The organism is Rhodococcus phenolicus (genome assembly GCF_001646785.1).
Classification (GTDB): Bacteria; Actinomycetota; Actinomycetes; order Mycobacteriales; family Mycobacteriaceae; genus Rhodococcus; species Rhodococcus phenolicus.
In genome coordinates, this window is sequence record NZ_LRRH01000153.1 from 1 (window position 1) to 11,043 (window position 11,043).

Sequence of the window (11,043 nt, forward strand, 5' to 3'; positions counted from 1 at the left end):
CCGAGAGCGGCCGTGTGCACACGCACGTGAGCGCCGGGGGCGCGACCCCGCGGGGGGCCGTGAGAGGGGGGGGGACGCGCGTGGTCGCGACCCGCCAATGGACGAGGCAGAGATACGCCAGCTACGAGAGGAAGACCAACATGAGCACGGTGACCGCGGTCGCGGACCGGGCCAGGATCGCGCCGAAGCCTGCGGCGACGAGAGCGATCTGCAGCTACAGGCCCAGTTGCAGTCCCAGGATGTTCAAGTAGGAGGAAGGCCAACCACATCTGCCAGGTCACCGCGTGAGCCTAGCCGACTGCTCGATCCCGGAGCCGGGCCCGTCCTGACGGGCCCGGCTCCGGGATCGAGCAGTCGGCTAGGCTCACGCGGTGACCTGGCAGATGTGGTTGGCCTTCCTCGGCGCGGCGTGGGTGATCAGCCTCTCCCCCGGTGCCGGCGCGGTCGCGTCGATGTCCTCGGGACTCGCGCACGGTCTGCGGCGCGGCTACTGGAACATCCTGGGACTGCAACTGGGCCTGTTGCTGCAGATCGCGATCGTCGCCGCAGGCGTCGGCGCGATCCTGGCCCGGTCCGCGACCGCGTTCACCGTGATCAAGTGGTTCGGCGTCGCGTATCTGGTGTATCTCGGCATCCGCCAGTGGCGGGCCCGGCCCGCCGAGGCCGCCCCCGAGTCACCGGCCCGCGGCGGTTCCGCGCCCGCGCTGGTGCTGCGCGGATTCCTCGTCAACGCGTCGAATCCGAAGGCCGTCGTCTTCATGCTGGCGGTGCTGCCGCAGTTCCTGGATCCGGTGGCCCCGCTGCTGCCGCAGTATCTGACCATCGCGGTGACCATGGTGGCCGTCGACGTCGTCGTGATGACCGGCTACACGGGTCTGGCGGCGCGGGTGCTCACGCTGATGCGGTCCGCGCGGCAGCAGACGGTCACCAACCGGGTGTTCTCCGGTCTGTTCCTGATCGCCGCCGCGTTCCTGGCGACCGTCCGCCGCGCCGCCACCGTCTGAGCCGACCGGCCGAAAGCCCTCCGAGCCGGGACGGGCCGGGGTTACGCTGGCCCGGACCGCCAACTGCCGGTCGTCCGGTGCCGGGTGTCGGTGCCCGTGTCCGAACCCTCGGTGGTGCGCAACTCGGCCGTCCCCCGGGACGGCGGACGGGAGGCATCGTGAATCCTGTGGTGACCGCACCCACGCCCCGCGCGACGCGCCCCATGCCGGCGCGGTACCACCTCAAGGGCTCGGTGTTCTACAAGCTGATGACCACGACCGATCCCAAGGATCTCGGGATCATGTACATGGTCACCTCGTTCGCGTTCTTCCTCGCCGGCGGCCTGATGGCGATGCTGATGCGCGCCGAACTCGCGGTCCCGGGCCTGCAGTTCCTGTCGAACGAGCAGTACAACCAGCTGTTCACCGTGCACGGCGGCGTGATGCTCCTGATGTACGCGACCCCGATCGTGTTCGGTTTCGCGAACTACATCCTGCCGTTGCAGATCGGCGCCCCCGACGTGGCGTTCCCGCGTCTGAACTCGTTCAGCTACTGGTTGTACCTGTTCGGTGCTCTCATAGTCACCTCGTCGTTCATCACCCCCGGGGGCGCCCCCGATTTCGGGTGGACCTCCTACACCCCGTTGTCGGACGTGACGCACACGCCGGGTGTCGGGGCGAACCTCTGGGTGATGGGCCTGGCCGTGATGGGCCTGGGCACCATCCTCGGCGCCGTCAACATGACCACCACGGTCGTCTGCCTGCGCGCCCCGGGCATGACGATGTTCCGGATGCCGATCTTCACCTGGAACATCCTCATCACCAGCCTGCTGATCTTGCTGGTGTTCCCGCTGCTCACCGCCGCGTTCATGGGCCTGTTCGTCGACCGGGTCCTCAACGGCAACATCTACGACCCCGCGACCGGGGGCGTGATCCTGTGGCAGCACCTGTTCTGGTTCTTCGGTCATCCCGAGGTGTACGTCGTGGCGCTCCCGTTCTTCGGCATCGTCACCGAGATCTTCCCGGTGTTCTCCCGCAAGCCGATCTTCGGCTACTCCGGGCTGGTGTACGCGACGATCGCGATTGCGGCCCTGTCCATCGCAGTGTGGGCGCACCACATGTACGCCACCGGCGCGGTGCTGCTGCCGTACTTCTCGTTCATGACGTTCCTCATCGCCGTCCCGACCGGTGTGAAGTTCTTCAACTGGATCGGCACGATGTGGAAGGGCCAGCTCAGCTTCGAGACCCCGATGCTGTTCGCGGTCGGCTTCATCATCACGTTCCTCTTCGGTGGCCTGACCGGCGTCATCCTGGCCAGCCCGCCGCTGGACTTCCACCTGCACGACTCCTACTTCGTCGTCGCGCACTTCCACTACGTGCTCTTCGGCACCATCGTGTTCGCCACCTACGCCGGTATCTACTTCTGGTTCCCGAAGATGACCGGCCGCATGCTCGACGAGCGACTCGGACGCTGGCACTTCTGGCTCACGTTCATCGGTTTCCACACCACCTTCCTGGTGCAGCACTGGCTGGGCAACGAGGGCATGCCGCGCCGGTACGCCGACTACCTGCCGACCGACGGGTTCCAGACCTTGAACACCATCTCGTCCATCGGTGCGTTCATCCTCGGTGCGTCGACGCTGCCGTTCCTGTGGAACGTGTTCAAGAGCTACCGGTACGGCCAGGTCGTCACCGTCGACGACCCGTGGGGCTACGGTAACTCGCTCGAGTGGGCCACCACGTGCCCACCACCGCGACACAACTTCTACGAGCTGCCGCCGATCCGCTCGGAGCGGCCGGCGTTCGAACTGCACTACCCGCACATGTCGGAGCGGATGCGCGCCGAATCGCACGTCGGATGGAGCAGCGGCAGCCACGAGGTCACCGAACCTCATCTCAAGGATCTCGCCGACCGCACTCCCGAAAGCAGCTGACAGCGGCCCTGTTCGGAAAATCCGGGGTTCGGAGATCCGGGTCAGTGCTCGGCGGGAGCGACGCCGAGTCGTTCGCAGGCCGCGTGGTACAGCGCGACGACCGCGCCCCGGATCGCTGCCCGGTCGGTGGCCGGCTCGAGCCACGGCACCCGCACCGTGTGCTCGCCGTGCCCGCTGGTCACCTGCCACAGCCCGGACTCGGTATCGAGATCCGTCATGTGCGCGGCCGTGGCCGTCGGTTCCGCGAAGGCACGCACGATCAGCAGATTGTCGTCGGCATGATCGTCGTTCATGTGGCCGGTCACGGCAGCGACGACGGCAGCATCGAATCGGGTCACGGCGGTGAGCCTAGCGAAGGTGCAGTGGGTGCCCGACGTCGCACATCGGTCACGAGTGAGTAAAGAACCCGAGGCGGGCCGAGGCACTGGCATACGCTCGAGGTCTGCCGGTGCCGGGCGCGGGCGGGTGACGGACGAGCGGATGGATCGGGGTATCCGGATGCGAATCGCGGATGTGCTGCGCAACAAGGGCCGGACCGTTGTGACCGTGCCCCCGACCGCGACGGTCCGGGACGTCGTGGAGGTCCTGACCACCAGGAACCTCGGTGCCCTGGTCGTCCTGGAGGACGCCGCACCGATCGGCATCGTCACCGAACGCGACGTGGTCCGGCTCATCCACGTCCACGGTCCCGGGGTCCTCGAGGCACGCGTCTCCGACGTGATGACCACCTCGATGTACACGTGCCTGCCCAGCGACAGCGTCGACAGTCTCGCGGCCACCATGACCGAGCGGCGCATCCGCCACCTGCCGGTCCTCGTGGACGGCCGGCTCGCGGGGATCGTCAGCATCGGCGATGTCGTCAAGAGCCGTATCGACGAACTGCAGTCCGAACGCGACCATCTCGAGTCGTACATCGACCAGGGCTGACGAGTCCCGTCCCCGCCGTCCCTCCTACACCGTCGCGCTCACCACATGCGCCGTCTCCAGCGCGTCGAGCTCACTGCCGAGATGATCGAGCAGCGGATGCAGATGCCGGATACTGCGCCCGCAGGAGGTGAGGCCGAACGCGATCTCACCGTCGGTGCTCGTGCAGGTGATGTTCAGCGCCTGGCCGTCGACCGGCACCGACAACGGATACAGAGCGTCGACCCGGCAACCGTTCCAGTACAGCGGATCCGCCGGACCGGGCACGTTCGAGACGATCACGTTGAACGGGGGCCGCGGCAACGCCCGGTTGCCGGTGAGCACCCCGACCGCGAGGGGCGCGATGCCCAGCGCGCTGGCCGCGAGCCGCGAGACCGTCGACATGCCCTCCATCGACTGCTTGCCCTCGGCCATCGAGTCCCGGACCGCATCCAGCCGCGCGCGCGGATCGTCGACGTGCGTCGCCAGATTGCACATCAGCACCCCGATGTCGTTGCCGCCCCCGGGATCCTTGTCCTTGCGCAGCGACACCGGGACCATCGCGATGAGCGGATCGTCGGGCAACGCGTCGCGTTCGAGCATGAACGTGCGCAGCGCACCCGCCGACATCGCGAGGACCACGTCGTTGACGGTGGCGTCGGCGGCCTTCGCGACCATCTGCAGACGTTCGAGCGGCCACGAGCGGGCCGCGAACCGGCGGGCCCCGGCGATGGGCACGTTGAGCATGCTGCGCGGGGCGGACAGCGACATCGACCCGCCGCGGTCGTGCAGCGCCCGTTCGACGGTGCCCACCAGGGCAGGCACGACGCCGATCGTCTCGGCGGCGGTCGCCCGCACCGCGCGGACCATCGCCCCGGGCAGGTCGATGGCGGTCCCGACGGGGGATTTCGGAGGGTCCGAGCGGTCCACGGTGCCCCACGGTGCCGGCATCCCGGTCTCGCACGGATCGGTGCTGAGCACACGGCGCAGCAGTTTCATAGCTCCGACACCGTCGGCGAGCGCGTGGTGGATCTTGACGTAGATCGCGTACCGCCCGTCGGCGAGCCCCTCGATCAGATGGATCTCCCACAGCGGCCGGGACCTGTCGAGCACGCTGCTGTGGAGACGCGACACCAGATCCCACAGCTCGTCGATGCCGCCCGGCCGCGGGAGCGCGTTGAAGCGCACATGGTGGTCGAGATCGAACCGCGGATCCTCCTCCCACGCCCACTGACCGAATGTGGACAGCGACCGGGCCGCGCGGCGGCGCCACAGCGGCGCCACATCGTCGTCGCGGGTGAGTGCCTCGTCGAACAGCGTCCGCACGTCCTGGGCGGTGGCGCCCTCCGGCGGCTCGAGCAGCAGCAGGCCTCCGACGTGCATCGGATGCTCGCGGGACTCGCCGAGCAGGAACATCGAATCGGTGAGTGGCATCGGTAGCCGCATTCGGATTCTTTCCGCTGCCCGCGATGCGAGCGCTCACTTCGGGGTGAGCCCCCTGCAGCTCACCGGACCGCGCCCGAAGTGAGAGCGATCACAGCGGGTGCCTTCCAAGTTCTACGCCATACACAGCGGTGCCCGCCACCGGACACTTGCTTGGTTCGGTTCGGACACCCCGAATCGGGCCTCACTCGCCGGAACCCGCGCGCACCGCAGCGAGCCCCGAATCCGGCCGCAGCGGCACCTCCCGCCACAACAGCACCAGCACGATCGTCACCACGCCCACCAGAGAGGTCACGAGGAACACCGTGTCCATCGCGTCCGCGAAACCGTCGGCGAGCGGCCGCGCGAGCACCGGGTGCAGCCGCTGCACGATCGAGCTGTCACCCAGCACCGACCCGAGCGCCCCCGGATCCTGGTCCAGCACACCGCGAGCGAACGACGCGTCGACCGGATCGCCGCCGCGGGCCGCCGCGGCCAGCGCCGTCCGGAAACCGGGATCGTCCCCGGCCGCGGCCAGCCGGTCGGCGATCGCGGGAGTGACCCGCGCGAACAGGATCGACAGGAACACCGCTACCCCGAGGGTGCCGCCGATCTGCCGGAAGAACGTCGCGGCCGCGGTGGACACACCCATGTCCTGGGGCGGGAGCGCGTTCTGCAGCGCCAGGGTCATCGGCTGCATCAGATTGCCCAGGCCGAATCCGAGGATCGCCATGTAGGCCATCACGACCGGCAGTGCCGTGTCGGTCCCGACGGTGTGCAGCAGGAACATGCCGACGGTGAGGAACACCGATCCGATGATCGGGTAGATCCGGTAGTGACCGGTGTGCGCGATGAGCTGACCCGAGAACACCGAACCGATCATGATGCCGGCCACCATCGGGATCATCTGCAGTCCCGCGACCGTCGGCGACGATCCACGCACCACCTGCAGATACTGCGGCAGCAGCGAGATCCCGCCGAACATGGCGGTGCCGACGAGCAGCGAGATCAGCACACCCAGGGCGAACGTGTCGTTGCGGAAGAACCGCATCGGGATCAGCGCCGCGTCCTTCATGGCGATCTCGACGGCGACGAACGCCACCACTCCGATCCCGCCGACGACGTAGCAGCCCACCGCGGCACCGCTTCCCCACCCCCATTCCCGGCCCTGTTCGGCGACGACGAGCAGCGGGACCACCGCGACCACCAACGCCAGGGCACCCCACCAGTCCACGCGGATCGCCCGGTGTTGCGAGGGAAGCCGCAGGTTGCGCGCGACCACGGCGAGGGCGAGCGCCCCGACCGGGATGTTGACGAGGAACACCCATCGCCATCCGGTGATCCCGAGGACGCTGCCGGTCCCGGCGAAGAACCCGCCGAGCACCGGCCCGAGGACACTGGAGACGCCGAACACGGCGAGGAAGTACGCCTGATACTTCGCACGTTCTCGGGGCGCGAGGATGTCGCCGAGGATCGCCAGCGCGAGCGACATCAACCCGCCGGCACCGATCCCCTGGATCGCCCGGAACACGGCGAGCATGTACACCGATGTCGCGAACGAACACAGCAGGGACCCGGCCAGGAACACGCTGATCGCCGTCAGGTACAGCCTGCGCCGCCCGTAGATGTCGGACAGTTTGCCGTACAACGGCGTCGAGATCGTGGCCGTGATGAGGTATGCGGTGGTGACCCACGCCTGCAGCGCGTAGCCGTTGAGGTCGTCGGCGATCGTGCGGATCGCGGTGGCGACGACGGTCTGATCGAGCGCGGCGAGGAACATCCCCAGCATCAGGCCGCTGAGGATGGACAGGATCTCGCGGTGGGTGAATGCGACCGGTGCGGCCGGGCCGGCACTGTCGCGGTCGGTGCCCGTCACCGTTCCACTCTGTGCCCGGCCCGGGCCGGTCGGCAAGTCCTCACATGTCGAGACCGAGGTCCAGGACGGTCACCGAATGCGTGAGGGCGCCGACCGCGAGATAGTCGACGCCGGTGCGCGCGTAGTCGGCGGCGACGTCGAGGGTCAGGCCCCCGGATGATTCGAGCCGGGTCTGCGGCGCGTGGGTGTTGCGGCGCTGCACCGCGATCTGTGTCTGCCACACCGGGAAGTTGTCGAGCAGGATCAGTTCGGCCTTCTCGGCGAGCACCTCGTCGAACTGGTCGAGGCTGTCCACCTCGACCTCGCACGCGATGCCCGGTGCGTGCGCCCGGACCGCGCGCAGCGCTGCGACGACCGATCCCGCGGCCGCGACGTGGTTGTCCTTGATGAGCGCCTCGTCGCCGAGGCCCATGCGGTGGTTGACGCCGCCGCCGACGCGCACGGCGTACTTCTGCAGCCCCCGCATCCCGGGCAGCGTCTTGCGGCTGTCGCGGATCTTCGCCTCGGTCCCGGCGACCGCATCCACCCAGTGCGCGGTCGCGGTGGCGATCCCGGACAGGTGGCACAGCAGGTTGAGCATGGTGCGTTCGGCGGTCAGCAGGCCCCGTGTCGGCGCTTCGACGGAGAGCACCGCCTCGCCGGCCTGCACCCGATGACCGTCCTGGACCCGGTCGAGGACCGTGTAACCGCCCTCCCCGATCACCTCGTCGAGGACCAGCAGGCCGACGTCGATCCCGGCGATCGTGCCCGGCGAGCGCGGCACCACCGCCGCGGTCGCGACCGCGTCCGCCGGCACCGTCGCCTCGGAGGTCACATCGGGGCCGTAGCGCAGGTCCTCGTCGAGCGCGACGCGGATCAGGGTGAGGATCTCGTCGCGGTCGAGGCCCTCGGGCAGCTCTGTGGCCATTGTCTAACGCACTCCTGTCAGGTCGGGGGTGGTCACGGTGGTGGCATCGGCGCCGAGCAAGCTCAACGCGACGGCGCCGTCGACCAGGCGGATCTCGAAGCTGCGGGCCCTGGCCGGATCGGTGTCAGGGAAGTCGCTGCGGGTGTGGCAACCGCGGCTCTCGGTACGGGCTCGCGCCGCGGCGAGCAGAGCGTCTGCCGTGATCGTCAGCGCCGCGTCCTCGAGCGCGGTGGTGTCGGTACACGGACGCTGTCCGGCATCCGCGAGACCGGCCTGCGCAGCAGCGAGTCCGGCCTCGTCGCGGACGACGGGGGCGTGCCGCGTCATCAGGGCCTGCACCGTCGCGCGATCGGCACGGCGGCGGGCCGGCAGGGTCGCGTCGGTCGCGTCCACGTGCATCCCGGAGCGCTCCTCGGCGGCTGCGTGTCCGGCGCGTTCGCCGAGCACGAGGCCTTCGAGGAGGCTGTTCGAGGCCAGCCGGTTCGCACCGTGCAGGCCGGTCCGGGCGACCTCTCCCGCCGCGTACAGGCCGGGCACCGTGGTGCGGCCGTGGACGTCGGTGACGACGCCGCCGCACGAGTAGTGCGCGGCCGGCGCGACCGGAATCAGGTCGTCGGCCGGGTCCAGGCCGACGGCCCGGCACGAGGCGGTGATCGTCGGGAATCGTTCGGCGAAACCGTCGAGGTGGCGCGCATCGAGGAAAACGTGGTCCTCTCCGAGCACGGCGAGCCGTTCGGCGATGGCGCGGGAGACCACGTCGCGGGGTGCGAGGTCTCCGAGCGGATGCACGCCCGCGGTGATCGAGGCACCGTGTGCGTCGAGGAGGCGTGCGCCCTCACCGCGGACCGCCTCGCTGATGAGCGGACGCCTGCCCTCGCCGCCGCGTGCGAACAGCACGGTCGGGTGGAACTGCACGAACTCGACGTCCGCGACCGCGGCACCGGCCCACAGCGCCAGCGCGATGCCGTCGGCGGTGGCGCCGGGCGGGTTGGTGCTGCACGCGTACAGCTGGCCGAGACCGCCGGTGGCGAGCAGCACCGCCGGGGCGTGTACGACGCCGAGGCCGCGCTCGTCGAGGACCAGCACGCCGGTGACGCCGCGCGCGTCGGTGAGGATGCGGGCGGCCGCGGCCCCGAACAGCACGGGCAGGCTCGCGGCGTTGAGGGCGCGCTGCACCTCCATGCCGGTGGCGTCGCCGCCGGCGTGGATGATCCGGCGGGTCGAGTGCCCGCCTTCGCGGGTGCGGGCGACGTCGCCGTCGCGGCCGCGGTCGAACACGGCGCCGAGGTCGGTGAGCGCGGCGACGGCGTGCGGGCCGGCACTGACGATGGAGCGGACCGCGTCCTCGTCGCACAGGCCGCCACCGGCGGCGAGCGTGTCGGCGACGTGCGAGTCGACGCTGTCGCCGGTCGGGGCGACCACGGCGATGCCGCCCTGCGCGTACTGGGTGGAAGTGTCGGTGGGGCCGCCCTTGCTCACGGTGAGCACGGTCAGCCCGCGACGCGCGGCGGCACGCGCCGCGGTCAGGCCCGCGACGCCGCCGCCCACGACCACCAGGTCGGCGCGGGCCTCCCAGCCCACGCCGACACCCGTGGGGGTTGTCACTCGCCGCCGCCGGGGTTGCCGATGGCGATCATCCGCTGTACCGACAGCCGGGCGCGTTCGGCGACGGCCGGTTCGACGTGCACCTCGTCCTTGCCTTCGCGCAGGCAGCGCAGCAGGGCGGCCGGGGTGATCATCTTCATGTACGGGCAGGAGGCACGATCGTTGACCGCCTGGAAGTCGATGCCCGGTGCCGCCTTGCGGAGCTGGTGCAGCATGCCGACCTCGGTGGCGACGAGGACCTGCCTGGCCCCGGTCTCGCGGGCGGCGTCGATCATGCCGCCGGTCGAGAGGATCTTGACCTTGTCGTCGGGCACGAAGCCTTCCCCGGCCAGGTACAGGGCGGACGTCGCGCAGCCGCATTCGGGGTGGACGAACAGATCCGCGTCCGGGTGCGACCTGGCCTGGGCGGCGAGTTCCTCGCCGTTGATGCCGGCGTGCACGTGGCATTCGCCGGCCCAGATGTGCATGTTCTCGCGGCCGGTGACGCGCTTGACGTGGGCACCGAGGAACTGGTCGGGCAGGAACAGCACCTCCCGGTCGGGGTCGATGGAGGCGACGACGTCGACCGCGTTCGAGGACGTGCAGCAGATGTCGGTCAGGCCTTTGACCTCGGCGGTGGTGTTGACGTACGAGACGACGACGGCGTCGGGGTATTCGGCTTTCCATTCGCGCAGCTGCTCGGCCGTGATCGAGTCCGCCAGCGAGCAGCCGGCGCGCTCGTCGGGGATCAGCACGGTCTTGTTCGGGCTGAGGATCTTCGCGGTCTCGGCCATGAAGTGCACGCCGCAGAAGACGATCGTGTCCTCTTCCGCCTCGGCGGCGATGCGCGAGAGCGCGAGGGAGTCACCGACGTGGTCGGCGATGTCCTGGATGGCGGGAAGCTGGTAGTTGTGCGCCAGCAGCGTCGCGTTGCGCTCGCGGGCCAGCCGACGGACCTCTTCGGCCCACTCCGGCGTCGCCTCGATGCCGGTGTAGCCGCCGGGGCCGTCGACGATGGCGGCGGCTCCTGCCCACTCGGTCGTGGTCATGGACTGGCTCCTTCGTGCAATCCGGGCGGACTGGCCCGAATTTCCGTATTGAGGGGTTTTCGACTTAGGATCGAAAACATGCCACATAGTAACACTCGTCACGAAGTGCTCATCGTGGTGTTCCAGGTTCGTCACTTTCCGGCCACACCCGAGAACCCCGGAACCGCGCCGGAACTGGCGGTTCTGCTCTGGCAACGGGCGCTCGATCCGGAGGCCGGGACCTGGTCGCTGCCGGGTGGGCATCTGCGCGACGACGAGGACCTCACCGTGTCGGCCCTCCGCCAGCTCGCCGAGAAGGTGGATGTGCGCGAGGTCTCCCACCTCGCAGTTGTCGGTGTTCTCCGCACCGCATCGCGTCCCCGGCCCGCGCACCATCGCATCCACC

Annotated in this window: 9 protein-coding genes and 1 pseudogene; 4 read left to right on the plus strand and 6 right to left on the minus strand. The window is 69.5% G+C overall.

Annotated features, from left to right (window positions below; all coding sequences use genetic code 11):
* Positions 1-371 precede the first annotated feature (371 nt).
* Together rhtB and ctaD are read left to right on the plus strand one after the other, a co-directional pair.
* Positions 372-1,004 carry a homoserine/homoserine lactone efflux protein gene (gene rhtB, locus A8G15_RS28045; RefSeq protein ID WP_068166445.1) on the plus strand — a complete coding sequence of 211 codons (633 nt, stop codon included), beginning with the start codon at positions 372-374 and terminating at the stop codon, positions 1,002-1,004.
* A 203-nt stretch (positions 1,005-1,207) separates the two neighbouring features.
* Positions 1,208-2,917, plus strand: a complete 1,710-nt coding sequence (ctaD, locus tag A8G15_RS28050) for an aa3-type cytochrome oxidase subunit I (RefSeq protein WP_068166446.1) — start codon at positions 1,208-1,210, stop codon at positions 2,915-2,917.
* A 41-nt stretch (positions 2,918-2,958) separates the two neighbouring features.
* Here ctaD and A8G15_RS28055 read toward each other — a convergent pair whose 3' ends face one another.
* The gene (locus A8G15_RS28055; RefSeq protein ID WP_068166447.1) at positions 2,959-3,255 is read right to left on the minus strand and encodes a DUF2470 domain-containing protein; all 297 of its coding nucleotides are present in this window, start codon (positions 3,253-3,255) and stop codon (positions 2,959-2,961) included.
* A gap of 160 nt (positions 3,256-3,415) precedes the next feature.
* Between A8G15_RS28055 and A8G15_RS28060 the strand changes: the two genes are divergently transcribed.
* Positions 3,416-3,844 (plus strand): CBS domain-containing protein, encoded by a 429-nt coding sequence (locus A8G15_RS28060; RefSeq protein ID WP_068166453.1) that lies wholly within the window; start codon positions 3,416-3,418, stop codon positions 3,842-3,844.
* 24 nt (positions 3,845-3,868) lie between these two features.
* Here the strand turns inward: A8G15_RS28060 and A8G15_RS28065 are convergent, their stop codons facing one another.
* From A8G15_RS28065 to nadA, 5 genes are all read right to left on the minus strand, one after another.
* On the minus strand, positions 3,869-5,266 hold the full coding sequence (locus tag A8G15_RS28065) for a WS/DGAT/MGAT family O-acyltransferase (RefSeq protein ID WP_068166448.1): 1,398 nt from the start codon (positions 5,264-5,266) through the stop codon (positions 3,869-3,871).
* A 181-nt stretch (positions 5,267-5,447) separates the two neighbouring features.
* A complete protein-coding gene (locus A8G15_RS28070; RefSeq protein ID WP_068166449.1) occupies positions 5,448-7,118 on the minus strand; it encodes an MDR family MFS transporter in 1,671 nt (556 codons plus the stop codon).
* Positions 7,119-7,158: 40 nt separating this feature from the next.
* On the minus strand, positions 7,159-8,025 hold the full coding sequence (nadC, locus tag A8G15_RS28075) for a carboxylating nicotinate-nucleotide diphosphorylase (RefSeq protein ID WP_068166450.1): 867 nt from the start codon (positions 8,023-8,025) through the stop codon (positions 7,159-7,161).
* 3 nt (positions 8,026-8,028) lie between these two features.
* Positions 8,029-9,630 carry an L-aspartate oxidase gene (locus tag A8G15_RS28080; RefSeq protein ID WP_068166451.1) on the minus strand — a complete coding sequence of 534 codons (1,602 nt, stop codon included), beginning with the start codon at positions 9,628-9,630 and terminating at the stop codon, positions 8,029-8,031.
* The gene (gene nadA / locus A8G15_RS28085; RefSeq protein WP_068166452.1) at positions 9,627-10,658 is read right to left on the minus strand and encodes a quinolinate synthase NadA; all 1,032 of its coding nucleotides are present in this window, start codon (positions 10,656-10,658) and stop codon (positions 9,627-9,629) included. The genes A8G15_RS28080 and nadA overlap by 4 nt, the downstream gene beginning before the upstream one ends.
* A 78-nt stretch (positions 10,659-10,736) precedes the next feature.
* On the opposite strand from nadA, the pseudogene A8G15_RS28090 reads away from it, so the two are divergent.
* Positions 10,737-11,043, plus strand: a pseudogene (locus A8G15_RS28090) (NUDIX domain-containing protein); the annotation flags it as partial.

Coding starts and splice junctions, on each gene's coding strand:
- ctaD (WP_068166446.1), top strand. CDS start 1,208: ATGCCGGCGCGGTACCACCTCAAGGGCTCGGTGTTCTACAAGCTGATG.
- A8G15_RS28060 (WP_068166453.1), top strand. CDS start 3,416: ATGCGAATCGCGGATGTGCTGCGCAACAAGGGCCGGACCGTTGTGACC.
- A8G15_RS28065 (WP_068166448.1), bottom strand. CDS start 5,266: ATGCGGCTACCGATGCCACTCACCGATTCGATGTTCCTGCTCGGCGAG.
- nadC (WP_068166450.1), bottom strand. CDS start 8,025: ATGGCCACAGAGCTGCCCGAGGGCCTCGACCGCGACGAGATCCTCACC.
- nadA (WP_068166452.1), bottom strand. CDS start 10,658: ATGACCACGACCGAGTGGGCAGGAGCCGCCGCCATCGTCGACGGCCCC.